The sequence below is a fragment of the Serratia sp. CY47444 genome, from assembly GCF_052168635.1.
Lineage (GTDB): Bacteria > Pseudomonadota > Gammaproteobacteria > Enterobacterales > Enterobacteriaceae > Serratia > Serratia bockelmannii.
Map to the genome: position 1 here is coordinate 524,972 of NZ_JBJNMH010000001.1, position 22,164 is coordinate 547,135.

The 22,164-nt window shown below is 55.7% G+C and carries 31 protein-coding genes and 1 riboswitch; of the genes, 13 read left to right on the top strand and 18 right to left on the bottom strand.

Annotated features, from left to right (window positions below):
* The first annotated feature begins 442 nt into the window (after positions 1-442).
* The 5 genes from manX (at position 443) to mntP (ending at position 4,609) form a co-directional block, all read left to right on the top strand.
* A complete protein-coding gene (gene manX / locus ACJ8IL_RS02395) occupies positions 443-1,402 on the top strand; it encodes a PTS mannose transporter subunit IIAB (RefSeq protein ID WP_025303159.1) in 960 nt (319 codons plus the stop codon).
* Positions 1,403-1,458: 56 nt separating this feature from the next.
* Positions 1,459-2,259 (top strand): PTS mannose/fructose/sorbose transporter subunit IIC, encoded by an 801-nt coding sequence (locus tag ACJ8IL_RS02400; protein WP_015378156.1) that lies wholly within the window; start codon positions 1,459-1,461, stop codon positions 2,257-2,259.
* A gap of 15 nt (positions 2,260-2,274) precedes the next feature.
* Positions 2,275-3,117 carry a PTS mannose transporter subunit IID gene (locus ACJ8IL_RS02405; RefSeq protein WP_015378157.1) on the top strand — a complete coding sequence of 281 codons (843 nt, stop codon included), beginning with the start codon at positions 2,275-2,277 and terminating at the stop codon, positions 3,115-3,117.
* Between the two features lie 50 nt (positions 3,118-3,167).
* Positions 3,168-3,626, top strand: coding sequence for a DUF986 family protein (locus ACJ8IL_RS02410; RefSeq protein WP_442516321.1), 459 nt, complete (start codon positions 3,168-3,170; stop codon positions 3,624-3,626).
* Positions 3,627-3,844: 218 nt separating this feature from the next.
* Positions 3,845-4,028: riboswitch (yybP-ykoY riboswitch) on the top strand.
* Positions 4,029-4,039: 11 nt separating this feature from the next.
* A complete protein-coding gene (gene mntP / locus ACJ8IL_RS02415; RefSeq protein WP_025303161.1) occupies positions 4,040-4,609 on the top strand; it encodes a manganese efflux pump MntP in 570 nt (189 codons plus the stop codon).
* A 61-nt stretch (positions 4,610-4,670) separates the two neighbouring features.
* Here the strand turns inward: mntP and rlmA are convergent, their stop codons facing one another.
* Positions 4,671-5,489 carry a 23S rRNA (guanine(745)-N(1))-methyltransferase gene (gene rlmA, locus ACJ8IL_RS02420; RefSeq protein WP_025303162.1) on the bottom strand — a complete coding sequence of 273 codons (819 nt, stop codon included), beginning with the start codon at positions 5,487-5,489 and terminating at the stop codon, positions 4,671-4,673.
* Between the two features lie 161 nt (positions 5,490-5,650).
* Here rlmA and pgeF point away from each other — a divergent pair, with 161 nt between their 5' ends.
* On the top strand, positions 5,651-6,367 hold the full coding sequence (gene pgeF / locus ACJ8IL_RS02425) for a peptidoglycan editing factor PgeF (RefSeq protein WP_043143569.1): 717 nt from the start codon (positions 5,651-5,653) through the stop codon (positions 6,365-6,367).
* Between the two features lie 52 nt (positions 6,368-6,419).
* Here the strand turns inward: pgeF and cspE are convergent, their stop codons facing one another.
* The 3 genes from cspE to ACJ8IL_RS02440 all read right to left on the bottom strand — a co-directional run bounded on the left by cspE (position 6,420) and on the right by ACJ8IL_RS02440 (position 8,502).
* Positions 6,420-6,629, bottom strand: coding sequence for a transcription antiterminator/RNA stability regulator CspE (cspE, locus tag ACJ8IL_RS02430; RefSeq protein ID WP_002221949.1), 210 nt, complete (start codon positions 6,627-6,629; stop codon positions 6,420-6,422).
* A 41-nt stretch (positions 6,630-6,670) separates the two neighbouring features.
* Positions 6,671-6,787, bottom strand: a complete 117-nt coding sequence (locus tag ACJ8IL_RS02435; RefSeq protein WP_002211058.1) for a DUF2627 domain-containing protein — start codon at positions 6,785-6,787, stop codon at positions 6,671-6,673.
* A 680-nt stretch (positions 6,788-7,467) separates the two neighbouring features.
* The gene (locus ACJ8IL_RS02440) at positions 7,468-8,502 is read right to left on the bottom strand and encodes an MBL fold metallo-hydrolase (protein ID WP_025303164.1); all 1,035 of its coding nucleotides are present in this window, start codon (positions 8,500-8,502) and stop codon (positions 7,468-7,470) included.
* Positions 8,503-8,722: 220 nt separating this feature from the next.
* On the opposite strand from ACJ8IL_RS02440, the gene ACJ8IL_RS02445 reads away from it, so the two are divergent.
* Positions 8,723-9,013 carry a hypothetical protein gene (locus tag ACJ8IL_RS02445; protein ID WP_043143566.1) on the top strand — a complete coding sequence of 97 codons (291 nt, stop codon included), beginning with the start codon at positions 8,723-8,725 and terminating at the stop codon, positions 9,011-9,013.
* Positions 9,014-9,059: 46 nt separating this feature from the next.
* Here ACJ8IL_RS02445 and ACJ8IL_RS02450 read toward each other — a convergent pair whose 3' ends face one another.
* The 3 genes from ACJ8IL_RS02450 to ACJ8IL_RS02460 form a co-directional block, all read right to left on the bottom strand.
* Positions 9,060-10,421, bottom strand: coding sequence for an amino acid permease (locus ACJ8IL_RS02450; protein WP_049203952.1), 1,362 nt, complete (start codon positions 10,419-10,421; stop codon positions 9,060-9,062).
* Positions 10,422-10,596: 175 nt separating this feature from the next.
* Complete coding sequence (locus ACJ8IL_RS02455) at positions 10,597-10,833, bottom strand: DUF4060 family protein (protein ID WP_025303167.1); 237 nt, start codon at positions 10,831-10,833, stop codon at positions 10,597-10,599.
* Positions 10,834-10,907: 74 nt separating this feature from the next.
* Complete coding sequence (locus ACJ8IL_RS02460; protein ID WP_004927682.1) at positions 10,908-11,210, bottom strand: phage protein NinX family protein; 303 nt, start codon at positions 11,208-11,210, stop codon at positions 10,908-10,910.
* A 169-nt stretch (positions 11,211-11,379) separates the two neighbouring features.
* On the opposite strand from ACJ8IL_RS02460, the gene fos reads away from it, so the two are divergent.
* Entirely contained in the window at positions 11,380-11,787 is a 408-nt protein-coding gene (fos, locus tag ACJ8IL_RS02465; protein WP_025303168.1) for a fosfomycin resistance glutathione transferase, read from the top strand.
* A gap of 39 nt (positions 11,788-11,826) precedes the next feature.
* Here the strand turns inward: fos and ACJ8IL_RS02470 are convergent, their stop codons facing one another.
* The gene (locus ACJ8IL_RS02470) at positions 11,827-12,105 is read right to left on the bottom strand and encodes a YebO family protein (RefSeq protein WP_025303169.1); all 279 of its coding nucleotides are present in this window, start codon (positions 12,103-12,105) and stop codon (positions 11,827-11,829) included.
* 81 nt (positions 12,106-12,186) lie between these two features.
* Positions 12,187-12,345: a PhoP/PhoQ regulator MgrB gene (locus ACJ8IL_RS02475; RefSeq protein ID WP_004927688.1), complete on the bottom strand. Its 159-nt coding sequence runs from the start codon at positions 12,343-12,345 to the stop codon at positions 12,187-12,189.
* A 161-nt stretch (positions 12,346-12,506) separates the two neighbouring features.
* Here ACJ8IL_RS02475 and ACJ8IL_RS02480 point away from each other — a divergent pair, with 161 nt between their 5' ends.
* Complete coding sequence (locus ACJ8IL_RS02480; RefSeq protein WP_004927690.1) at positions 12,507-12,740, top strand: YobH family protein; 234 nt, start codon at positions 12,507-12,509, stop codon at positions 12,738-12,740.
* Between the two features lie 40 nt (positions 12,741-12,780).
* Here the strand turns inward: ACJ8IL_RS02480 and ACJ8IL_RS02485 are convergent, their stop codons facing one another.
* Positions 12,781-13,020 carry a DUF2766 family protein gene (locus tag ACJ8IL_RS02485; protein ID WP_442516322.1) on the bottom strand — a complete coding sequence of 80 codons (240 nt, stop codon included), beginning with the start codon at positions 13,018-13,020 and terminating at the stop codon, positions 12,781-12,783.
* A gap of 183 nt (positions 13,021-13,203) precedes the next feature.
* On the opposite strand from ACJ8IL_RS02485, the gene ACJ8IL_RS02490 reads away from it, so the two are divergent.
* Positions 13,204-13,416: a YccJ family protein gene (locus tag ACJ8IL_RS02490; RefSeq protein ID WP_004927694.1), complete on the top strand. Its 213-nt coding sequence runs from the start codon at positions 13,204-13,206 to the stop codon at positions 13,414-13,416.
* Between the two features lie 447 nt (positions 13,417-13,863).
* Positions 13,864-14,250 (top strand): helix-turn-helix domain-containing protein, encoded by a 387-nt coding sequence (locus tag ACJ8IL_RS02495; protein WP_004927697.1) that lies wholly within the window; start codon positions 13,864-13,866, stop codon positions 14,248-14,250.
* A gap of 21 nt (positions 14,251-14,271) precedes the next feature.
* Here the strand turns inward: ACJ8IL_RS02495 and ACJ8IL_RS02500 are convergent, their stop codons facing one another.
* From ACJ8IL_RS02500 to lysM, 5 genes are all read right to left on the bottom strand, one after another.
* Positions 14,272-14,625: a DUF1304 domain-containing protein gene (locus ACJ8IL_RS02500; protein WP_147823899.1), complete on the bottom strand. Its 354-nt coding sequence runs from the start codon at positions 14,623-14,625 to the stop codon at positions 14,272-14,274.
* A 427-nt stretch (positions 14,626-15,052) separates the two neighbouring features.
* A complete protein-coding gene (locus ACJ8IL_RS02505; protein WP_442516323.1) occupies positions 15,053-15,994 on the bottom strand; it encodes a pirin family protein in 942 nt (313 codons plus the stop codon).
* A gap of 100 nt (positions 15,995-16,094) precedes the next feature.
* A complete protein-coding gene (locus tag ACJ8IL_RS02510) occupies positions 16,095-16,259 on the bottom strand; it encodes a hypothetical protein (protein ID WP_162837923.1) in 165 nt (54 codons plus the stop codon).
* A gap of 23 nt (positions 16,260-16,282) precedes the next feature.
* Positions 16,283-16,438 carry a hypothetical protein gene (locus tag ACJ8IL_RS02515; protein ID WP_016927390.1) on the bottom strand — a complete coding sequence of 52 codons (156 nt, stop codon included), beginning with the start codon at positions 16,436-16,438 and terminating at the stop codon, positions 16,283-16,285.
* Between the two features lie 265 nt (positions 16,439-16,703).
* A complete protein-coding gene (gene lysM / locus ACJ8IL_RS02520; protein ID WP_025303174.1) occupies positions 16,704-17,150 on the bottom strand; it encodes a peptidoglycan-binding protein LysM in 447 nt (148 codons plus the stop codon).
* A 228-nt stretch (positions 17,151-17,378) separates the two neighbouring features.
* Between lysM and ACJ8IL_RS02525 the strand changes: the two genes are divergently transcribed.
* Positions 17,379-17,570 (top strand): YebW family protein, encoded by a 192-nt coding sequence (locus ACJ8IL_RS02525; protein WP_004934567.1) that lies wholly within the window; start codon positions 17,379-17,381, stop codon positions 17,568-17,570.
* A gap of 123 nt (positions 17,571-17,693) precedes the next feature.
* The gene (locus ACJ8IL_RS02530; RefSeq protein ID WP_442516324.1) at positions 17,694-17,918 is read left to right on the top strand and encodes a biofilm development regulator YmgB/AriR family protein; all 225 of its coding nucleotides are present in this window, start codon (positions 17,694-17,696) and stop codon (positions 17,916-17,918) included.
* A 242-nt stretch (positions 17,919-18,160) separates the two neighbouring features.
* On the opposite strand, the gene ACJ8IL_RS02535 is transcribed toward ACJ8IL_RS02530, so the two are convergent.
* The 3 genes from ACJ8IL_RS02535 to astB form a co-directional block, all read right to left on the bottom strand.
* Positions 18,161-19,243, bottom strand: a complete 1,083-nt coding sequence (locus ACJ8IL_RS02535) for a porin (protein ID WP_025303175.1) — start codon at positions 19,241-19,243, stop codon at positions 18,161-18,163.
* 567 nt (positions 19,244-19,810) lie between these two features.
* Positions 19,811-20,794 carry a succinylglutamate desuccinylase gene (astE, locus tag ACJ8IL_RS02540; RefSeq protein ID WP_043143868.1) on the bottom strand — a complete coding sequence of 328 codons (984 nt, stop codon included), beginning with the start codon at positions 20,792-20,794 and terminating at the stop codon, positions 19,811-19,813.
* Between the two features lie 10 nt (positions 20,795-20,804).
* Complete coding sequence (gene astB / locus ACJ8IL_RS02545; RefSeq protein WP_442516325.1) at positions 20,805-22,145, bottom strand: N-succinylarginine dihydrolase; 1,341 nt, start codon at positions 22,143-22,145, stop codon at positions 20,805-20,807.
* Between the last annotated feature and the right edge of the window lie 19 nt (positions 22,146-22,164).

Consider the following 22,164-nt stretch of genomic DNA (forward strand, 5'->3'; position numbering starts at 1 on the left):
AGGGCCGAACAGCATATACAACGCCAGCAGGTGGCGGGTGAAACCTGGAAAAACAGTAACTTCGGTGACAGTCCATAGGGAGGGCTGAGGCCCTTCACTCCTTAGTGATGAAAGAAGAAATTACTGTATCAGGATTTTTCTGGGGGACAAAGCGGCTTTTTCAACGGTGGTTTAGGGTGGCGCCACACCATATCGTCTGCGACAGCTAAGATTTCTCCGAGCATTCAATAGCGGAGCAGCGTCACAAAAAATATTTTTTCACTCACTAAAATAAATCTCGCGTTCGTGAAGTATCACGCACAGGCATTTGAAACTGCGTGAGAAATGTTAGGCGTGCGTTTCTTTTTTTCTACCATAATGTATCTGAACCGCGGAAGTGACTGCCAAGACGGCGCGGAGAAACGACACACACCGCGTCTGGAGTTCAACGAGGAGGTAGCGAGTGGCAATAGCTATTATCATCGGCACACACGGGGCTGCAGCGGAACAACTGCTGAAAACGGCGGAGATGCTATTGGGCGAGCAGGACAACGTCGCCTTTATAGACTTCGTTCCCGGTGAGAATGCCGAAACGTTAATCGTCAAGTACAACGAAAAAATCAGTGGGTTGGATACCAGCGGCGGCGTGCTGTTCCTGGTGGATACCTGGGGCGGCAGCCCGTTCAACGCCGCCAGCCGCATTGCGGTCGACAAAGAAAACTATGAGGTCGTCACCGGGGTCAACATCCCGATGCTGGTGGAAACCTTCATGGCGCGGGACGACAACCCCGCTTTCGATGAACTGGTGGCGCTGGCGTTGGAAACCGGCCGTGAAGGCGTGAAAGCGCTGAAAAAACCGCAGGAAGAACCCGCAAAACCCGCAGCACCCGTCGCCAAAGCCGCTGCCCCTCAGGCGCCGCTGGGGCCGAACGACCACATGAAAATCGGCCTGGCGCGCATCGATGATCGCTTAATCCACGGCCAGGTTGCTACCCGCTGGACCAAAGAGACCAACGTCAGCCGCATTATCGTCGTCAGCGATGAAGTCGCCGCCGACCATGTGCGCAAGACCCTGCTGACCCAGGTTGCCCCGCCGGGCGTCACCGCCCACGTGGTGGACGTGGCGAAGGCCATCCGCGTCTGGAACAACCCGAAATACGCCAACGATCGCGTGATGCTGTTATTCACCAACCCGACTGACGTCTGGCGTTTGGTGGAAGGCGGCGTGGAGATTACATCCGTCAATATCGGCGGCATGGCGTTCCGCCAGGGGAAAACCCAGGTGAACAACGCCGTTTCCGTCGATGAAAAAGATATCGAAGCGTTTAAGAAACTGAACGATCGCGGTATCGAGCTGGAGGTGCGTAAGGTCTCGTCCGACAGCCGGCTAAAAATGATGGACCTGATTAACAAACTCAATTAGTGGCGCCAGCCGCTAATTATTTTACTCAGAGCTTTTTTGGTCATAGGAGAAGTGCAATGGAGATCACCACTCTTCAGATTGTGCTGATATTTATCGTTGCCTGTATCGCCGGGATGGGTTCCGTCCTCGACGAGTTCCAGTTCCACCGTCCGCTGGTCGCCTGTACCCTGATCGGCTTCATTCTCGGCGATATGAAAACCGGCATCATCATCGGCGGTACGCTGGAAATGATCGCCCTGGGCTGGATGAACATCGGTGCGGCCGTCGCGCCGGATGCTGCCCTGGCGTCCATCATCTCGACCATTCTGGTCATTGCCGGCGGGCAAAGCGTCGGCGCCGGTATCGCCCTGGCCATTCCGCTGGCGGCGGCCGGCCAGGTGTTGACCATCATCGTGCGCACCCTCACCGTGGCGTTCCAGCACGCAGCAGACAGCGCGGCGGAGCGCGGCAGCCTGCGCGCCATTAGCTGGATCCATGTCGGCGCTCTGCTGCTGCAGGCGATGCGTATCGCCATCCCGGCGGTCATTGTCGCCATCTCGGTCGGCACCGCCGGGGTACACGCCCTGCTCAACTCGATCCCGGAAGTGGTCACCAGCGGCCTGAACATCGCCGGCGGCATGATCGTCGTGGTCGGTTACGCAATGGTGATTAACATGATGCGCGCCGGCTACCTGATGCCGTTCTTCTATCTCGGTTTCGTTACCGCTGCCTTCACCAACTTCAACCTGGTGGCGCTCGGCGTCATTGGCGTGGTGATGGCTGTGCTGTATATCCAGCTCAGCCCGAAATACAACAAGTCTCAAGTTGTACAGGCCGGCCCGGCTAACGCGAACGATCTCGATAACGAACTCGACTAGGAATAGGTGAGAGAAATGGTTGATACAACTGCTCAAAAGAAACTCACGCCGGCCGATATTCGCGGCGTATTCCTGCGTTCGAACCTGTTCCAGGGTTCATGGAACTTCGAACGCATGCAGGCGCTGGGTTTTTGCTTCTCGATGGTGCCGGTGATCCGCCGCCTGTATCCGGAAAACAATGACGATCGCAAACAGGCGATCAAGCGTCACCTGGAGTTCTTCAACACCCACCCTTACGTGGCGGCGCCGGTGCTCGGTGTGACCATGGCGATGGAAGAGCAACGCGCCAACGGCGCGCCGATCGATGACGCCGCAATCAACGGCATCAAGGTCGGTTTGATGGGGCCTTTAGCGGGCGTCGGTGACCCGATCTTCTGGGGCACCGTGCGACCGGTGTTCGCCGCGCTTGGGGCGGGCATCGCCATGAGCGGCAGCCTGCTTGGACCGATCCTGTTCTTCGTGCTGTTCAACCTGGTGCGCCTGCTGACCCGCTACTACGGCGTGGCCTACGGTTACCGTAAAGGGGTCGATATCGTCAACGACATGGGCGGCGGCTTCCTGCAGAAACTGACGGAAGGAGCGTCCATTCTCGGCCTGTTTGTCATGGGGGCGCTGGTCAACAAGTGGACGCACGTGAATATCCCGCTGGTGGTGTCCAAGATAACCGACCAGACCGGGCATACCAACGTCACCACGGTGCAGACCATCCTCGACCAGCTGATGCCGGGCCTGGTGCCGTTGCTGCTGACCTTCGCCTGTATGTGGCTGCTGCGCAAGAAAGTCAACGCGCTGTGGATCATCATCGGCTTCTTCGTCATCGGTATCTTTGGCTATTGGATTGGCCTGCTGGGCCTGTAATCGTTCGAAACGGCCGGGGGGCAACCCCCGGCTTTTTTATGGAGCAAGAGATGTCACTGACCGACGCCGTACTGATGCTGTTTATCGCCCTGCTGTTGCTGTATTCGCTGTACGACGAATTCGGCATGGATCTGCTGAAAGGTAAAACGCGGCTCAAAGTACCGCTTAAACGCCGCCACCGCCTCGACAGCCTGATTTTCGTCGGCCTGATCGCCATTCTGATTTACCGCAATGTCACCGACAACGGTGCGGCATTAACCACCTATCTGCTTATTTCTTTGGCGTTGCTCGCCATCTATATTTCTTATATTCGCGCTCCCAAGATGGTGTTTAAAGCGCACGGTTTTTTCTTCGCCAATGTGTTTGTCGAATATAACCGCATTAAAGCCATGAATTTATCGGAGGACGGCATTCTGGCCGTCGACCTGGAACAGCGCCGGCTGTTGGTTCAGGTGACCCACCTGGACGACCTGGAGAAGATTTACCACTTTTTTGTTGATAATCAATAAATAAAGAAAAATTAACGTTATTTTAGCTCAAACCTTGCGCTGCTTGTGGGTAATTAATCGGCAGCGCAATCTCCTTTCTGACTATTATTCCTGCAACATTGTTACCCCTGGCTACATTATATTCCCGCATGAAATTAGATTAATGAAAACGAGTCTCAATTAAGAACAAACATTGCCATAGAATAAGGTTGTCCGTGGCGGAAATAATATGATATGGTTGCGCCGTCATTGGGGAGTAGCCGGTTTCTGGAGAATAAAAAGCCAGAAACGCCCGTATCAACATACTCGTTTCGCCGTAAGAAACGTGGTGCGGGCAGCCAGGTAAGGTTGGCGAGACCATAGACACGTAACTCCGTCGTTTGGTTGGGGGTGGGTTACGTGTATATGGAGCCACCCGGCCGAGGCTATTTCACATGAACCTTTCAGCAACGCTTATTCTCGCTTTTGGCATGTCCATGGATGCTTTCGCCGCGTCGATCGGCAAAGGTGCCAGCTTGCATCAACCCCGTTTCCGCGAAGCGATCCGCACCGGCCTGATCTTCGGCGTGGTCGAAGCGATCACCCCGCTCATCGGTTGGGCCATCGGCCTGTTCGCCAGTCAATACATCATGGAATGGGACCACTGGGTCGCCTTCTCGCTGCTGTTCATTCTCGGCATGCGCATGATCGTCGAAGGGGTACGTAACAAGCCCGATGAAGAAGAGAAGGTCAAACGTCATGGTTTCTGGTTGCTGGTCGCCACCGCCATCGCCACCAGCCTCGACGCGATGGCCATCGGCGTCGGTCTGGCTTTCCTGCAGGTGAACATCGTGCATACCGCGATGGCCATCGGCTGCGCCACCATGATCATGGCGACGCTAGGCATGATGATCGGCCGCTTTATCGGCCCACTGCTGGGCAAGCGCGCCGAAATCCTCGGCGGCGTGGTGCTGATCGGTATCGGCGTCAACATTCTGCTGGAGCACCTCGGCTACCTGGCCTGAAGCGCTCGCTTTGAAAAAAACCTGCCGCGGCAGGTTTTTTTGTTTTTGAGTTCAAGGCCCCTTAAGCGCGACGTCGGTACAACGCCAGCACGAAGTCCGTCTCGCACACAAACTCGCCGCTCTCGGCCAACCGCTGTTGCACCTCCGGCGTGGCGCGCCAGGCGAACGGCGTCATCTGCAGCAGATTGGCGGCCTGCGTGCCCGGTAGGGTCATCGTATAGGCCAGCGCCTCTTTGCGCTCGCAGTCGAATCCGGCGAACTGTTCATCCTGTTCGGCATGCAGCTGCACCTGCTGGTACACCTGCTCTTTCAGCTGGTACAGATGACGCGGGCCCGGCGACACCGTCAGCACTACGCCGCCCGGCTTCACTACCCGTGCCAGCTCCTCCGCCTTGCAAGGTGCATAAATGCGCAAGACCGCATCCAACGCCCCATCGGCGAACGGCAAACGGTGACTGGAAGCGACGCAGAACGAGACCGCCGGATAACGTTTAGCGGCGTAGCGGATCGCCACCTTGGCGACATCCAGCCCATTGACCGCCATATTGCGCTCCTGGGCCAGCCTGGCGGCCACCGCGGCAGTGTAATACCCTTCCCCACAGCCTATGTCCAACAACGCGCCAGCATCGGCCGCCAGCGCCAAATCCAGCCACTCGGCCACCTGCTCTTGCAACGGCTGATAATATCCACCGTCGAGAAACGCTCGCCGCGCCTGCATCATTTCCGCGCTGTCTCCCGGCTGCTTCGATCGCTTGTGCTGTACCGGCAGCAGATTGACGTAGCCCTCTTTAGCTTGATCGAACTGATGATTGCCGTCACAACGCCAGTGTTGTGATGAAAAATGCAGCGATTGATGACACAGGGGACATTGATAAGACATGAATGGGCTTCCAGAGAGACAGGGCGCGGCTAGTCTAAAGAAGGCGCCGGTTTGATGCAAGGCGCATCCCCACTCGCTTTCGCCGCCAACAACACCTGGCCAAGCGGGGAAAAAGCTGGCTACACTGAGAGTCTGTTTTCTCACGCAGGTGAACATAACTTATGAGCGATCGTTCCGCGCTGCTCGATGCGGTGCCCCACATTCAGCACGGCTTCGGCAGCAAACTCGCGCTGCTGCCAGGGCATCTGCTGCCCTACAGCGCCACGCTGCCGGAAAAAAAGCAGGTACACGGCACCCGCATCGTCGACGTGCTGCAACCGGCGCAGGCGTGCGGCGAGGCCGATGGTTTCTACACTCGCCAGCCCGGCATTCTGATCAGCGTACTGACGGCGGACTGTCTGCCGGTGCTGTTCAGCCGCCGCGACGGTGGCGCTATCGCGGCGGTACACGCCGGCTGGCGCGGGTTACTGGACGGCATTCTGGAGCAGATGGCGTCCCGCATTCGCCAAGATGGCGACACCGCCGATTGGGTGGTGTCTATCGGCCCCGCCGCCGGCCCATGCTGCTACGAAGTCGATGAAGCGCTGGTGGAGAATTTTAAACAGCGCCTGCCGCTGCCCGCCACGCTGATCAGCCCGCATTACCGGCATCTGGATCTGGCCGCAATTGCCGAATACAAGCTGACGGAGCTCGGTTTCGCCGCCGTTGACCGCGCCGGCAGTTGCACCATCTGCACGCCGGACGTCGACCCGCAGCGGCCGCAGCGCTTCAAATACACCAGCTATCGCCGCAACAGCCATCGGCGCGCGCAGGATCCGACGCATCCGGGGATCAAAGGCCGCAACCAGTACGCAGGCATCGTCATCGCCGCCGGATGACGGAAACGAAAAAGCCCGCGCGAAGGCGGGCTTTTTGTACAGCTGACGCTGATTAGATAGCAGTAACGTTTACTGCAGATGGGCCTTTCTGGCCATCTTGGATTTCGAACTCAACGTTCTGGCCTTCAGCCAGGGTTTTGAAGCCGTTACCCTGGATTGCAGAGAAGTGTACGAACACGTCTTTGCTGCCGTCAGCCGGGGTGATGAAACCGAAACCTTTAGACTCGTTGAACCACTTAACTTGACCTTTGATCTTTGCCATCTTGAGTATTTCCTTTGGATTGTTTAAACCGCCCGTGGGCGTTACATAGACAAACTAGAGTCGTTACTGCTTGAGGCACTAAGATAAGGATCGGCAGAGAAGCGGTATTCAACGCTAACGTCTTTACTCAGAACTTCTTTACTGAAAATGCCACACATATACAGAACTGTACCTCGTTTTACCCAGATGCGTTATCACATACTCTGTATGCGATGGCAAGCCATTTTTAATCACTGAACGACATGTCGCACATATTTGAAACGGTCGAGAGCCACATTTGCTTAAATAGGCCAAAAGATGTTGAAGCATCGGCTATTTTCTGCTTGCTAAAACCACCGCACCAGACCCCGCATTCTGGTGGAGTTTTAACAAAACTTTCATCGTTTTGTCGCATGTCCGTCTCGTCATTTTCGCTTTTTTGCCGCTTATAGCGTTAAAAAATTTGAATCTTTATGGAATTTGATATGCAACATTTGAATATCGATGAACGGGGGCCAATTTATTCATCGCTGCTCCGCCCCTTTACCGTCGAAAACGCATCATCATCAGCCTTCAGCCCTGCCGCCACACCGCGCGAGCAGGAGCAGCACACAGGCGGGCGATGATGTTACCGTCCTGCACAACGGTTGCATAAGCATGCAACGTCCAGACGCCTCTCCCGCTGGCCAGTGGCTTCATCCTAAATAATCCGAAAACCATCAGTCCGAATAACCGGAATAATCTTATGAATAGCAAAAGTGTGGCGTTGAATTAAATCCTGAAGATCGGGTGGTTATTTGAATCACCACCCGCACTTATCAATTTTGCTAATTACTGCCGCGCTTTCAAACCGTTGCTCTTATTCTTTCCTCTGTACCGCAGGGCGAAGAGACCACGCTTGCTGAGAATCCTGCAACGCGATGCGCTCGCCAATCTTCAGCGGGTGGAATTGATGCTGTTCAAGCCCCGCCTCACTCAGCGCCAGATTCAACTGCTGCGGCGGTTCGTCCAGCGACTCATCCGCCAATTCGAATACCCCCCAATGGATGGGAATGGCGCGCGGCTGATTGAGTTGACGGTACAGCGTCACCGACTGCTGCGGATCCATATGCTGCTCCTGCATAAACCAGCGCGGTGCGTAGGCGCCGATGGGCAGCGCCGCCACGTCGAACGGCCCCAGCCGTTGACCAATCTCCGCCAGCCGTTCCGAATAACCGCTGTCGCCGGAAAAATAAAACCGCAGCGCCGGATGGTGGATCACCCATCCGCACCACAGTGAGCGATTGCGATCCCACAGCGTGCGCATGCTCCAGTGCCGCGCCGGCGTGGCGTAGACCGTCAGCTCGCCCAACGGCAGACTCTGCCACCAGTCCAGCTCATGCACCTTCAGCCGATAACGGCGGAACCAGCGCTTCAAGCCGAGCGGCACGATGAACTCGGCCTGAGGGAAACGCCGCGCCAATTGCCGCACCGTGCGCCTGTCAAGGTGGTCATAATGGTTATGGGAGATCAGTACCGCATCCACCGCCGGCAGTTGCTCCACCGTCAGCGGCGGCGGCGTTCTGCGCTTCGGGCCGTAAAAGCTCAGTGGCGATGCACGTTCGGACAACACCGGATCGATCAGGATATAACGCCCGCTCAACCGCAGCAGCATCGAGGCATGCCCCAACCACCAGACGCTGTCGTCGTTGCCGCTGAGATCGGCAGGCTGCCACCAGCGTTCGGTAAATTGTGCGTAGCCCTGCTGCGGCGGCTTGGGCAATCCCTGGCGCTTGCGTTCATCTTGCCAACGTTGAAGGTCCCCCTCCTGACGCCGCGAAGGTTCCAGGTTGCGAAATCCCTCCGGCGTATGATGCGCCTTGGCCGCGTCGTAATAACGGTTGATTCTTTTCATCCAGCCTTTTCTCCCGACCACTGCGCCCTGCACGGGCATGACTTTCAGTGTAACAAACCCGATGAAGCTCGCACTTTGTCAGCCGTGCGCTGCATCTCGGGACCTTTTGCCGTATGCTGTTGTCTCACTCCGGTGAGACAGCCAGGGCCGCCAAGAGCCCGTTAAGACTCTCTTAAGATCTTTGTGATTGACTTGTAGGGCATACAGAAAAGGAGAAGTTATGAGTCGTTCTACATCCCGCAAATCAGGCTCAAGCCTGGGGCGCCGTATTCGCAGCGCGCTGCTGGCGCAGAAACAATACTGGAAAATGTATTTCGCCATGAAGCTGCGCCGCGTGCGCGTACCTGCACCGCTGGTGCTGCTGGGCGGTTCGCTGCTCGGATTCTTCATGTTGACCCTGCTGATGCTCAGCGTGGTGGCCATCGACGTGATCAGTACTCTGCTGTTGCTGTGCCGGAAACTGCTGGGGCGGGGGCACGGAGAGGGGCGCGCCTTTATGCCGCGCGGCTAACGAGAAGAGAAACGGAGGCGCGTCATACGCCTCCGCAGCACACAGATTAACGCTTGGCGTCTTTGCGGCGCGTCAGCATAAACCCGCACCACAGCACCGCAACCCACAGAGGCATCAAAAGCACCGAAATACGGATCCCTTCGCTGAAATACATAATCACCAGAATCAGGCCGAGGAACGCCAGACACAGGTAGTTGCCGAACGGATACCACAGCGCCTTAAAGCTGGGAATGACGCCCTGGCGGGTCTTGGCAGCGCGGAATTTCAGGTGTGCCAGGCAGATCATCACCCAGTTGATGACCAACGTTGAAACCACCAGCGCCATCAGTAACTCGAACGCCTTACCGGGCATCAGGTAGTTAATCAGCACGCCGATCGAAGTAATCAACGCCGACAGCGCGATGGACAGCACCGGCACGCCGCGCTTGTTAACGCGCGTCAGCGCCTTCGGTGCATTGCCTTGGCTGGCCAGCCCAAACAGCATGCGGCTGTTGGCGTAGACACCGCTGTTGTAAACCGACAGCGCGGCGGTCAATACCACCACGTTGAGCACGGTTGCCACCAGATTGCTGTTCAGCGCATGGAAGATCAACACGAACGGGCTACCGCCCTCCACCACTTGCCCCCACGGATAGAGCGACAGCAGCACAGTCAGCGAGCCGATATAGAAGATCAGAATGCGGTACACCACCTGATTGGTGGCTTTAGGAATGCTGCGACGCGGATCGGCGGCCTCCGCCGCGGTGATGCCGACCATTTCCAGGCCGCCGAACGAGAACATGATCACCGCCATCGCCATCACCAGCCCCGAGAAGCCGTGCGGCATAAAGCCACCCTGCTGCCACAGGTTGGTGATGCTGGCCTGTGGCCCGCCGTTGCCGCTCGCCAACAGCCAGGCGCCGAACACGATCATGCCGACAATCGCCACCACCTTGATGATGGCGAACCAGAACTCGGTTTCGCCATACAGGCGCACATTTACCAGGTTAATCAGGTTGATCAGCACGAAAAACAGCGCGGCGGAGGCCCAGGTGGGGATCTCCGGCCACCAGTACTGAATGTAGATGCCGACGGCGGTCAATTCCGCCATGCCGACCAGAATGAACATCGCCCAATAATTCCAGCCGGAAAGAAAGCCGGCGAAGTCGCCCCAATACTTATAGGCAAAGTGGCTGAAAGATCCGGCGACCGGCTCCTCCACCACCATTTCTCCCAGCTGGCGCATGATCAAAAACGCGATAAAACCGCCGATGGCGTAGCCCAACAGCACGGCGGGGCCGGCCATCTTGATGGTTTGCGCAATGCCGAGAAATAAACCGGTACCGATGGCGCCCCCGAGGGCAATAAGCTGTATATGTCTGTTTTTTAAGCCGCGTTTTAGCGGAGTATCCTGATGCTGACCGCCCATCTTATCCTCATATGGCGTACACCCTTGCCGTTATCGGCCAAGATTTCACCAATCAATAAATGTATCTGCGGGCGGCTTTTTAACACTTAACCCCGTGAGCATCAAGGAGAAGCGCCCCGAGACGGCGTAGCGGAGCGCGATTTTTTAACCGTGAGAAAGCGTGAAATGGCGGCGTTCAGCCAGGCATGCCGCACAGTTTGGTCAGGTTGCGCGCGCCTATCATCAGCGTGGCGACATAAGATTGGCGACGCGTGACCACTTCCACCGCCACGCGATCGTTTTGATATTTTATCAGGTAGGTCGAGGGCCAACCCTGACGACGCTGGCCAAAGCTTTCGGCATGACGATCGATCGCCGCATGGGCAATCACCAGATGAGACAAGTTTTTATCACCTTTGATAATGCGCTTCATAAACAGCCTCCGCCAACGACAGCTCTGTTATTAGAAAAAGGAGAAACTCTTACCAATCACCGGTATTGTTCGACTCAGTTAGCCTGCCGGCTCATCAGGAAGCAGATCATCGCCGCGCGCAGCGGGCTGGCGCTGTCCGCCTGCCATTCACCGCCCTGGGTGCTCATGCGCGCCTGCCACTGCGGGCTGTCGCTTTGGTTGTCGGGGTTCAGACTGATTTTGTTGGCGCAAATAATCGGCCAGGCATCGGAGGGATTCTTGCAGTAATCTTTACCTTTCACGCCACCGTAGGGATACCACTTGTCCGGGTTCTCTCCGGTCAGCAGCGCGATGCTGCGGTTCACTTCGGCATCGCTTTCTTCGTACCATTTAATCATCGGCTTCATCCATCTTTCGTAAGGTTCGCGCTACATTACGATGTCTGTAAGACAGTTTTATGACAGTGCCGCCGGTTTTCACATTATCTGAACTAATGTTTTGCTCCCTTTAACTTTTCTCCCCTTCTGCGTACACTTTTCCTCTGTTTAGCGCCCAGGAAACGCACGCATGTTGACCGGCCTCAACCACCTGACGCTCGCCGTCAGCGATCTCGATCGCAGCTTCGATTTTTATCGTCATCTGTTGGGGTTTACTCCTCACGCCCGCTGGCAAGGCGGCGCCTATCTGTCGTTGGGGGCGTTGTGGCTGTGTCTGTCATTGGATGAGGCCCGCATGCAACCACGGGAGCGTGATTACACCCATTACGCCTTCAGCGTCGCGCCGGAACACATTGAACGGGTCAGCGAGCGGCTGCGCCAGGCCGGCGTCGAAGAGTGGAAAAGCAATCGCAGCGAAGGCGAATCGCTCTACTTTCTCGATCCCGATGGGCATCAGTTGGAGATCCATGCCGGCGATCTGGCCAGCCGCCTGGCGGCATGCCGGGAAAAACCGTATCAGGGCATGGTGTTTTACTGAAACGCCCCGGCGACGCTGCCGCCGGCCGGAGCATCATGTTCAACGTTCGGGGATAAAACCTTTGAAATCCAGCGCGGGGCTGAGATCGTCGTCGTCAGCCGCAGCGGCGCCGTCAGCGCCTGCGCTGTGCGCCAAACGCTTCAACAGCGCCGTTTGCTGGCGTTGTTGCTCGGCAATTTCCTGCAGCAGGCGAATCTGCTCGTTGGCGCGCACACTGGCGCGGTTCACCAGGAACCAAACCCACAGCCCGGCCAACAATGCCACAACGGCGAGCGCCAGCGACAACAGGCCGTTCTGGCCAAAACCTAAATCGTACATGGACAACCCTATCTACTGCGAAATTCAGGCCGCCATCTTAGCACTCGCGGCGGCCGTGCGAACATCCCTACCGAAAATTGCTTACCAGGGCACGAAGCGGGTCACCGAACAGATGCCCAACGCAAAATTTCCACCGTCGTCGCAATAGCTATCCAGCGCCAGCAGGTAGAAAAACAGGCAGGCAGCGACGGCCGTCATTATCACGAGGATTTTTTTTCGCAACAAATTTAGCAGCCTCATTGTTATCTGGGTAATCTATCGCGCATGTTATCACAGCGAAGTTAAACGAAGTTTAACTTTCCGTTTAGATTTCTGGCTATTGCCCGGTTTTCAGACTGTTACCCTTGTCGTCGCGCGGCAGTCATGGCTAGATGAACCCTCAGGGATAATGAGGAAGCGCAATGAGCAAATTGATTAAGTGGGTACTGGTGCTAGCGGTCATTTACGGCGGTTTTTTGATCTCGGGTTACGGCGTGCTGATCGGCAGCAACAAAAACGTTGGCGGGTTGGGATTGCAGTGCAAATACCTGACGGCGCGCAACGTGGCGATCGCCCAGTACGTGAATGGCGACAACGGTTTCATCGGCGTAGCCGACTGCCCGTTGTTCAAGAAAATCGAAACGGTGGTGGATTAACCGCCACCGCCCGACGCCGTCGCTTTGCGGCGGCCCCGCCTCAGCTGCGGGTGAATTTCATCTCGATCAGCGCAATCGCCTTGTCAATCGCTCGGCGTGTCACCGGATCGGCACCTGCCGGGTGCGTGGAGAAATCGATGCTTTTTAGCTGACTCGCCATCTTGTCGCGCACTTCGGTCGGCGCAATCACGTCGATAACGTCCAAAATCTGTTTGATGACCAGTTGGCAAGCGACCAGATCGGAAGCCAGTTCCTGCTCGTTGCTCAGCATGTCAGACATAATAACTTTCCCTCTTGATTCAAACGCCGCACAGAATAGCACGGCGTCCGCGCCATTGCCCGCTCTCCCCGTTTTTTTCCCCTTCTGCGCACCGCCGGGCAAAAGCCCGCGTCGGATTAGCCTATACTTGCAGCATGACGGTGGCAAAAACCACCCATAAGCCACAACCAACAGGAGAAAGTTATGGCGAATCACAATGTGAAATCCTGGGCGACAGTGCGTGAAACTTCGGTGGAAATCGCCGAAGCCATTTTTGAGCTGGCAGGGAACGACGAAGTGTTGGCGCAGAAAATCTGGGAAGAAGGCAGCGATGAAGCACTGGAGAAGGCCTTTGCCAAAACCACCGCCGACCAGCTTTATTGGGGAGAGGAAACCGTCGAGCGGAAAAACGTTTGAGCGCCCGCGCAACAAAAAGCCCGGGTTTCTGACCCAGGCTTTCCCGATTAGCGAACGCCCCGCTCAGCGGCGTGCAATGTCTCTTGCTCTCACGGCTCTTCACCTCCCACACTTTCCGCATTTTTCATGCTCATCACCGGCATCGCCATAAAAGCGCCGACGCCCACGATTACAACCAGAGTAATAATCACTGTCATTAACATGCGATCACCCCATCAACGTTGAGTTGTTACGGCTGACTCTGTTTTGGCGGTTACTTGCTGTGGCCTTCTTTCCGTCCCCCACCGCGGCGGCGACAGTCTCAGATTAGCCGTTTTTCCTTTCTGCTGACAAGCGGCGGTTCAACGGTTTTTCCGAATAATCCCCCCCGGTCATCGGTGGCGTTTTTGTCCACGGCGGCAAGTTGTGTATACTTCACCGCTATGTAGGTCTCACACTGACGCACTGATGATACAAGAACACCACCTCTCATTGGTCTGCGCCCTCAGCAAATGGGTCGAAACTCACCTCGGACGAGTGATCCATCTCGAAGAGTTGGCCGAGTACTCCGGCTACTCGCTGTGGCACATGCAGAAGCTGTTCAAAGAAGCGACAGGGATTTCGCTCGGCAAATACATTCGCGAACGCCGTCTGGCCGGCGCGGTCTATCAACTGCGCAGCAGTGAAGCGTCGATCTTCGATATCGCCCTGGACTTTGGCTTCGGTTCACAGTCCCACTTCACCTACATGTTCAGAAAGCGTTTTAATATCACGCCCTATGATTTTCGCCAGGATTTGAGCGTCGATCTGCACATCGATCCGCCGCTGCACGTCATTCATCAAAAATCCGCCTGAAGCCCGCCGTAAACCGGCGGGTTAACGCGTTCCCCAGACCGCCAGTATCGCGATCGCGGCCGGCAGAGCCTGCACCCAGAGAATTTTACGGCTGGCGCTCAGGCCGCCGAATACGCCGGCCGCCAGCACACACCCGAGAAAAAACAGCTGCAGCGCCATATCCTCACGCCAGTAGCTCCATGCCAACCCCAACGCCAGAAAGCCGTTGTACAACCCCTGATTGGCGGCCAACACCCGCGTGGCTGCAGCGAACTCCGCCGTCGTGCCAAATGCGTGTCTGCCGAGTGGCGTACGCCACAGGAACATTTCCAACACCAGGATATAAAGATGGAGCGCTGCGATGAGCAGCAACAAAATATCGGCAAAGAGCTTCATGATGATCCCTGTCGTTTATTGAAGATGTCGTCAATTATAAACGCCGCCTCTCACCTCCCCATCGATAGAGATAAAAAAACCCGCCGAAGCGGGTTTATGCAGGAGTCATTTTTTGAGGTTAGTTTAATACGGCGACCAACAATGCCGCGACAGAGACCCAAAACAACGCCGTGGCAACCACGACATGGGACAGTCTTGCACGATAGAGTACCTGGCTCATAATGACCTCACTGACATCTGACTAACGGGAGACAACCTGACTTCCTGAGGATTATCCTAAACTTCTTCTCGTTGTCATTATATGCGCCAGATCACTTTTCCGCCGAGAAACCTTATATTGTCCTAAAGCTGGAGCCGCGATCACATTAATTACGTCTTATTAGAGCGAAATAAGCCGAATAACCGCGGCGATTATATCCTAACGCTATCAAACATCGCTCCAGGGCAGGCGTGGCGCGGTCATGCGCTCACCAGAATAACCGTCAACCGCCGGGAAACGCGGCGCCTCTTGCTCCCAATCATGCTGAGCCTGAGTAATTTCAGCTTTGGTATGGCCAACGAAATTCCACCAGATAAGGATCTCTTCGTTTAGTGGCACTCCACCGATTAATAATCCCCGGCTGCCCTTCCGTGCATTTAACCCAATAGAGTTATTCTTCATGCCCAAATAGGCAAACTCATCAGGTGAAAAAGTTTCACCATTAAGTTCAAATGCACCAATAAGGGGCAAAAAGCCGATTTCATAATCATCGCGCAGCGGCAATTCTATCCTCGCCGCTTCCTGCCACTCCATATCAATGGCAATTAGTGGCGAGAAAGCAAACACCGGTGAACGATAAGCGCCAAACTCCCCGACCAACAAACGGTGATTTACGCCGTTATTCTGCCATTGTGGCAAGTCAGGATAGTGATCGAAACGTGGCGCCATGTCGGCATGTTCGGCCGGCAGCGCGATCCATAATTGTGCGGCATGCAATCGCCGCTGCTCGCCCACCGACTGTTCCGTATGCGCAATGCCACGCCCTGCGGTCATCAGATTAACCTGCCCTGGGCGAATCACTTGCTCACTGCCGAGGCTGTCACGGTGCAGCACTTCACCCTTTATCATCCAGGTGAACGTTTGCAGCCCGATGTGCGGATGCGGCCCCACATCCATGCCGGGCGAGGTGCCGTTGAATACCGTCGGTCCAGCGTGATCGAGAAAACACCAGGCGCCGACGGTGCGCCGCTCCCGAGTTGGCAACGCACGATTGATCGGGATACCTCCCACTTCAGCATTACGCACGGCAATACGTTGTATCTGGCGCACGCCGTCAACGACAGGGCATTCGCGTGAAGATGAAGAGAGCGTAGGACGTGACTGACTCATCGCAAAGACCTCCTGAATGGCGCCGATTCGCCAAGGGTACCCCCAATCTTAACACAGGGTAGCCCCCACAGAGCGGCGACGCTCAGCGCGTTCGCGCGATTCAGGACGCTTTGATATAGCAGCTCTTGATGTCTATATCGTCATGCGCGTGCCTGAGATCGGAGAAATAGGTCACGCCAAAGAGAATTGATACCACCAGCAGCACGGACACCAACAGGCCGATGATCGCCAGCAGTTTGGTTTCATCATGGAGATTAGGCTCCATTTTATCTCCCCTAGTTAATCGCGTCAGGTCACCCACAGCGTGACCGCCAGCGTAAAGATAATCAGTGAGCAGGACGCCACCGCCAACACGACGATCGCAAATTGCGCATCACCCAAGGTTTCTCGATAATTTTTATCCGTTGAGGCGTTACGCTGTTGTTTCACTAAATCGGTTTTCACTCGTTCAACTGCTGCATTGCTGTTTGACGGGGCAAAATATCCCCTCAGAATAAGGCACGCACGTTGGCGCCTTGGTCGTTCCGGCCTCAACCGGGAGATGACGCTATCAATTTTCCCCATCAGGGTCAACACCGCCCCTGCCGGCGAGCGAGCAGGGACACAGGGGAGATGTAACTGGCATGGAGATCGCAGGGAAATAAGAGACGCCTATTGCAGAGGGCAAAAAAAAGCCCGGTACGCAACCGGGCTATGGCAGACCTACGCGTTATTGCGGGATACGCAATACCTGCCCCGGATAAATCTTGTCCGGGCTCGACAGCATCGGCTTGTTGGCTTCAAAAATCTTGTTGTACAGATTGGCGTTGCCGTACATCTCTTTAGAGATCGCGCTCAGCGTATCGCCCTTCTTCACGGTATAGAAGCGGCTCTCGGCGTCGGGTTGCGTCACCGCCACCTTGTCTTCCACCCCGCTGATACCCGCCACGTTGCCGATAGCCACCAGGATCTTCTCTTTTAACTCCTGGCTGACGGCATCGCCGGTCACTACGGCTTTACCATCGACCACCTGCACATCGACTTTGTCGGTGCCCGGCAAGCCGCTCTTATCGAGATGCTCCTTGAGTTTGGCGCCTTGATCTTCGGCGGAGGCATTGCCGGTGACTGTGTCCCACAGTTTTTCTCCCGCTTCTTTGACGAAGTTAAACAAGCCCATATTCACTCCTTTTGATGGTTGCATTAATGCGTTTATGTAAGGCTTGTTAAGCTTAGCATCGTCAAAAGGATATGCCATCCGCTCACGGCGCCAGAAACGGGTAGAGTATTCCGAAAGTGTCGTCAGCGGCGTTTCAACGGTGATTAATTGCGCAATGATGCTGAAAAATCGTGCTTTTTTACCTACACTGTTGCAGACAAGGCAACTCGACGAAGGAGGCGTGCAACGATGTACGCATTGGTGATGTTTGTCTGTTATCTGGATGGTGGCTGCAGTGAAATGGTGGTCGACATATTGCGCGACGAGCCACAATGCCTGGTCGCGATGAAGGAACAGAACTTGCGACACGCCGGTTGTTATCCCATGGAAGAGTTCATTGACGGCTTCTGGTTGCCAGCCAGCGAATATTCGGATTTTTAATTCCCTCCCCGCGCGATGCTGAGGAATTTCTGATTTCATCAGAAACTTCGCCTTCCTCCGAGGCATAAGGCCGCTGTTTTGCTAAATTGCGGCTCCCGAAGAAGAGAGAGACAGAGAAAGGTCATGCCAGCATCAGCTCATTCCAACGAGCAATATGAAACTCTGCTGCGCGACGTCAGCCTGGCGTTAGGCGACGCAGTGTTGCAGTTAATCAAAAACCATAAAAAAGTATCCGGCGGCAATATTCTTTCACAGCTGGTGACCGAAATAGAGCGGGAGCAGGATCAGCAACGTTTCGCCGCGCTGCGTTCCGCCATTGAGCTGGTCGGGTTGGCATCCAAAGGCTGAGTTCCCGATAAAACAAAGGCAGGGCTTGCGCCCTGCCTGAGGTTAATGACAAACCTGATGACATTACCAGGTTTACCGAAGACAACCTTTAAAATAAGGAAAATCAATTCATTGATTTTCGACTGCTCACCACAAAGGAGGAAAAACCACGCTTTTTCCTCCTTTGTCAGCAAGCTAAGGCAGGGCTTACGCCCTGCCTGATTACCACTCCCGACACAGGATGAAGGTAATGAAATTGCCGCTTAGAAGCGATACGTCAAGCTGACGGCAACGATATCATCGTTGGCCAGTTTCAGTTTGTTATTGTCGCTCAGCTGGTTGATTTGATAATCAACGTAGGTGTACATATTTTTGTTGAAGTAGTAAGTCGCCCCCACTTCCACATATTTCACCAGGTCGGCATCACCGATCCCTTCGATATCCTTGCCTTTGGACTGCACGTAGCCCAAGGAAGGACGCAGGCCGTTTTCGAACTGATACTGGGCCACCACTTCGAAGTTTTGCGTTTTATTGGCGAAGCCGGAGGTGCCATTGACGCTGATCGGCGTCATGTTACGGGTTTCGGCATACATCGCGGCCAGGTAAACCTGGTTGGCGTCGTATTTCACTGCGGTGGTCCATGCAGTGGCGCTGTCGCCCTTACCATACTGCAGCTCTTTTTGCTTGCTGGTGCGGTTAGAATCAGAGAACGCCGCCGCTACGCCGATGCCGGAACCGCCGATGTCCTGGTAGTCCAGGGACAGGCCGTAACCGTCGCCGTTTTGCTTGGTCACGCTGCGACCGTCGCCGTCGTTTTTACCCTGATACTGCACCGCCAGATTCAGGCCTTCCACCAAACCGAAGAAATCACGGTTACGGTAGGTAGCCAAACCGTTGGAACGGGCGGTCATAAAGTTATCGGTATAGCTGTAGGAGTCGCCGCCGAATTCTGGCAGCATGTCGGTGTAAGCCTCGGCGTCATACACCACACCGTAGTTACGGCCGTAGTCGAAAGAACCGTAGTTGCCGAATTTCAGCCCCGCGAAGCCCAGACGCGTTTTGGTGCCGGCGGTGCCCTGCGCTTCGTCGTGATTGGCCTGGACGTTGTATTCCCACTGACCGTAACCGGTCAACTGGTCATTGATTTGCGTTTCGCCTTTGAAGCCCAGGCGAACATAGGTCATATCGCCGTCATTGGACTTACTGTCGCTGAAATAATGCTTGGCGTTAACGCGGCCGTACAGGTCGAGTTTATTACCATCCTTATTGTAGATTTCAGCCGCGTTGGCGAAGGAGGTGATCGCCCCGAGGGCGACAGCTAAGGCTAATACACTGCGTTTCATCATTTATTTTCCTAGATATTATAATTAGAACCCTGCCCGTCACGCCCAATTTATAGTTTGGGCTGTGATTTTATCTTTTGGTATTTTATGAGCCCCCCTAATGTGGGGTGATGTGACATTAGCATCATGAATCAAAACTTAAAATCAAAAAGTTCATGAAACAACGAGGAGAAAGCATGTTTATTTGTAACTAAATATTTCCAACAAGAAAGCATATAACCTATTGAATATAAGAATTTTTTATCACATAACTTATAACCAAAATGGTGCATCGCACTCTTTTGGTGCATTTTGGTTTCGTTTTGCGTGCTTTCTGCGCGATTCAAAAGTAACAACAAAATTAGCATGGTTATTAAAAACGTTACTTATTTCACATTTTTATCTTAACAATCTCACCAGGCAATTAAGGCTTTCAGATAACGACCTAATACCTCCTTTTATTCACGCGTATAAAAGGAGGTATTAGGAACGAATAAAATTCGCCTTAGGGCAATTAAAATAGCGGGAAATAGCAGAGCAAAATAATGAACGGAATAACGGCGGCGCGCTGACGGCGCCGCCGAGGATAAATCAATAGAGCGTAGAACGGGAAACTTCGCTCAACAGCATGCCAGCGCGCAGGCCCAGCGCCACAGTGGGGTTAGGGAACAGTATCCACGCGCCCTCTTGGCCAACGCGATAGTCTTCCTGCGGCTGCTCGCACAGCAACATCCCCGGTTTCAACTCGGTGAAGTTGGCCGTGTCATCATCCAGGTGCAGCTTGAAATCCTCGCTGTGTTTGATCAACGAATGCATCACACGGAATACCCGGATCGCCTCGCCCTCGCGCTCCGGCAACGGCCCCTCGCTGACCGCCGCCCGCAAAGCGCGATCGATGGCAGCAAACTGCTGTAGATCGTTGCTGCCAAACGGTCGCGCCTTGCCCAGCTCGAGCGTACAGCTCGCCGCATTGAGATGCTCGCTGGAATAGTGGCTAAACGTCCCGCCTGGTGCGCTGTGCACCACCAGCGCATCCAAATCGGCGGCATCCAGCAGCTTCAACATCGGCTCACTGTACGGGCGTTTCTGGAAAGGCAGAATGCCGAAACGTGGCAACCGCGATTCACGGATGGCGGTGTGCAGATCGTAATGGAAACGCGCCGCCAGTTCCCCATCGAAAAAGGCGGCGAGCGCACGCTCCAACTGCTGCGCACGCACGGTCTCGCCGCTGGCGGCGAAGTTGCGGTAGCGGCCGCCGAACATGCGGTTCATGTCGCTGTGCAGATAACGCTTGCCGGCCCGCATCGCTGCCGGGTTGCCCAGCACCACCAACAGCCGCACCGTCAGCGGCAACCGGCCGATCAGCAGATCGCCAACCAGCTGATTGAGCAGTTCAATCGGCGCGGTTTCGTTGCCGTGCACGCCCGCCGACATGACCATCGCCTGGCGGTAAGGCTGCCGCGGCATAAGCTCCAGCACGCCTTCCCCCTGCCAACGCCAGCGCAGCTGCGGCGTTTCACCTTGCCATTCGACGGGTTCGTTCCCTTCCAGCGTCAGGGGCAGTAGATCGATCATGCCGCCTCCCTTAGCGTTGGAACGGATAAATGGCGCCGAGACCGAGGATCGACGTCAGCGAATCCAGCGCCTCACGCCCTTCGCGCAGCAGCAGCGGATCGGCCAGGTCATCCTGCGTCAGGCGATCGCGGTAATGGCGATCCACCCACTCGTTCAGCGTCGCGAACAGCCGCTCGTTCATCATCACGCGTGGATTCACCGCCCGCAGCTCCTGCTCGTTGAGCGCCACCCGCAACCGCAGGCAGGCCGGGCCGCCGCCGTTGCGCATGCTTTCGCGCAGGTCAAACACGCGAATTTCATCGATCGGGCCGCCGCTGCCGACCATGTCGTTCAGATAACGCCACACGCCGGCATGTTGGCGCGACTCTTCTGGCACCACGATCATCATCTTGCCGTTCGGCTTGGTGAGAATTTGGCTGTTGAACAGATAGGTCGCTACCGCGTCCGCCACCGAGACGCGCTCTGTCGGCACCTCGATTGCCACCAGCTCGCTGTCCAGCGTCGCCATCTTGCGGCGCACGTCATCCAACGCCTGTTGCTGGCGGTAAAACGCCTGCTGATGGTGGAACAGCACGTTCTGGTTACTGACCGCTATCACGTCGTTATGGAATACGCCCTGATCGATCACCGCCGGGTTTTGCTGTACGAAGACCGTATGCTGCTCGTCCAGTTGGTGCAGGCGAGCGATTGCCTCGCCGGCTTCGCGCGTTTGGCGCGCCGGATAACGCGTCGGCGCCGTTTCGCCACCGAACTCCTGACGACCGTAGACGAACATCTGCACGCTGCGCTTGGCGTAGTCGCCGCCCAGACGGTTATGGTTGGCCGCCCCTTCGTCGCCGAATAACGCCACCTGCGGCAGCGCCTCGTGGTGGGCAAAATGCCGATCGTCGCTGAACATCGCCCGCAATACGACGGTGGTGGTTTCCGCCTCGATGGCGCGGTGGAATTTATTGTTCAGGTTGGCGGCAGTGAAGTGCACCTTGCCGTCGGCGCTGTCCGCCGAGGGCGACACGGTGGCCGCATTGGCGGTCCACATGCAAGACGCCGAGCTGAGCGCCGACAGCAAACGCGGTGATTGACGCATCACCTGCGCCAGCACCGTCTCATCGCTGCCGCTGAAGCCCAGGCGACGCAGCATCGGCAAATGCGGCCGCTCCTGCGGCGGCAATACCCCTTGCTGGAAACCGAGATCGGCCAGCGCCTTCATTTTCAGCAGACCTTGCTTCGCCGCCAGCTTCGGGTTCGATACGCTGTTTTGATGCTGCGTAGAGGCCTCGTTACCGAACGACAGCCCGGCATAGTGGTGCGTCGGCCCCACCAAACCGTCGAAATTGACTTCATATCCTGACATGGCTATCCCCTGGGGATGG

What these genes read in the sequence shown, in the direction of transcription:
- ACJ8IL_RS02400 (WP_015378156.1), top strand. Translation starts at nt 1,459, where the DNA reads ATGGAGATCACCACTCTTCAGATTGTGCTGATATTTATCGTTGCCTGT.
- ACJ8IL_RS02405 (WP_015378157.1), top strand. Translation starts at nt 2,275, where the DNA reads ATGGTTGATACAACTGCTCAAAAGAAACTCACGCCGGCCGATATTCGC.
- ACJ8IL_RS02410 (WP_442516321.1), top strand. Translation starts at nt 3,168, where the DNA reads ATGTCACTGACCGACGCCGTACTGATGCTGTTTATCGCCCTGCTGTTG.
- mntP (WP_025303161.1), top strand. Translation starts at nt 4,040, where the DNA reads ATGAACCTTTCAGCAACGCTTATTCTCGCTTTTGGCATGTCCATGGAT.
- rlmA (WP_025303162.1), bottom strand. Translation starts at nt 5,489, where the DNA reads ATGTCTTATCAATGTCCCCTGTGTCATCAATCGCTGCATTTTTCATCA.
- pgeF (WP_043143569.1), top strand. Translation starts at nt 5,651, where the DNA reads ATGAGCGATCGTTCCGCGCTGCTCGATGCGGTGCCCCACATTCAGCAC.
- cspE (WP_002221949.1), bottom strand. Translation starts at nt 6,629, where the DNA reads ATGGCAAAGATCAAAGGTCAAGTTAAGTGGTTCAACGAGTCTAAAGGT.
- ACJ8IL_RS02435 (WP_002211058.1), bottom strand. Translation starts at nt 6,787, where the DNA reads ATGTGTGGCATTTTCAGTAAAGAAGTTCTGAGTAAAGACGTTAGCGTT.
- ACJ8IL_RS02440 (WP_025303164.1), bottom strand. Translation starts at nt 8,502, where the DNA reads ATGAAAAGAATCAACCGTTATTACGACGCGGCCAAGGCGCATCATACG.
- ACJ8IL_RS02445 (WP_043143566.1), top strand. Translation starts at nt 8,723, where the DNA reads ATGAGTCGTTCTACATCCCGCAAATCAGGCTCAAGCCTGGGGCGCCGT.
- ACJ8IL_RS02450 (WP_049203952.1), bottom strand. Translation starts at nt 10,421, where the DNA reads ATGGGCGGTCAGCATCAGGATACTCCGCTAAAACGCGGCTTAAAAAAC.
- ACJ8IL_RS02455 (WP_025303167.1), bottom strand. Translation starts at nt 10,833, where the DNA reads ATGAAGCGCATTATCAAAGGTGATAAAAACTTGTCTCATCTGGTGATT.
- ACJ8IL_RS02460 (WP_004927682.1), bottom strand. Translation starts at nt 11,210, where the DNA reads ATGATTAAATGGTACGAAGAAAGCGATGCCGAAGTGAACCGCAGCATC.
- fos (WP_025303168.1), top strand. Translation starts at nt 11,380, where the DNA reads ATGTTGACCGGCCTCAACCACCTGACGCTCGCCGTCAGCGATCTCGAT.
- ACJ8IL_RS02470 (WP_025303169.1), bottom strand. Translation starts at nt 12,105, where the DNA reads ATGTACGATTTAGGTTTTGGCCAGAACGGCCTGTTGTCGCTGGCGCTC.
- ACJ8IL_RS02475 (WP_004927688.1), bottom strand. Translation starts at nt 12,345, where the DNA reads ATGAGGCTGCTAAATTTGTTGCGAAAAAAAATCCTCGTGATAATGACG.
- ACJ8IL_RS02480 (WP_004927690.1), top strand. Translation starts at nt 12,507, where the DNA reads ATGAGCAAATTGATTAAGTGGGTACTGGTGCTAGCGGTCATTTACGGC.
- ACJ8IL_RS02485 (WP_442516322.1), bottom strand. Translation starts at nt 13,020, where the DNA reads ATGTCTGACATGCTGAGCAACGAGCAGGAACTGGCTTCCGATCTGGTC.
- ACJ8IL_RS02490 (WP_004927694.1), top strand. Translation starts at nt 13,204, where the DNA reads ATGGCGAATCACAATGTGAAATCCTGGGCGACAGTGCGTGAAACTTCG.
- ACJ8IL_RS02495 (WP_004927697.1), top strand. Translation starts at nt 13,864, where the DNA reads ATGATACAAGAACACCACCTCTCATTGGTCTGCGCCCTCAGCAAATGG.
- ACJ8IL_RS02500 (WP_147823899.1), bottom strand. Translation starts at nt 14,625, where the DNA reads ATGAAGCTCTTTGCCGATATTTTGTTGCTGCTCATCGCAGCGCTCCAT.
- ACJ8IL_RS02505 (WP_442516323.1), bottom strand. Translation starts at nt 15,994, where the DNA reads ATGAGTCAGTCACGTCCTACGCTCTCTTCATCTTCACGCGAATGCCCT.
- ACJ8IL_RS02510 (WP_162837923.1), bottom strand. Translation starts at nt 16,259, where the DNA reads ATGGAGCCTAATCTCCATGATGAAACCAAACTGCTGGCGATCATCGGC.
- lysM (WP_025303174.1), bottom strand. Translation starts at nt 17,150, where the DNA reads ATGGGCTTGTTTAACTTCGTCAAAGAAGCGGGAGAAAAACTGTGGGAC.
- ACJ8IL_RS02525 (WP_004934567.1), top strand. Translation starts at nt 17,379, where the DNA reads ATGTACGCATTGGTGATGTTTGTCTGTTATCTGGATGGTGGCTGCAGT.
- ACJ8IL_RS02530 (WP_442516324.1), top strand. Translation starts at nt 17,694, where the DNA reads ATGCCAGCATCAGCTCATTCCAACGAGCAATATGAAACTCTGCTGCGC.
- ACJ8IL_RS02535 (WP_025303175.1), bottom strand. Translation starts at nt 19,243, where the DNA reads ATGATGAAACGCAGTGTATTAGCCTTAGCTGTCGCCCTCGGGGCGATC.
- astE (WP_043143868.1), bottom strand. Translation starts at nt 20,794, where the DNA reads ATGATCGATCTACTGCCCCTGACGCTGGAAGGGAACGAACCCGTCGAA.
- astB (WP_442516325.1), bottom strand. Translation starts at nt 22,145, where the DNA reads ATGTCAGGATATGAAGTCAATTTCGACGGTTTGGTGGGGCCGACGCAC.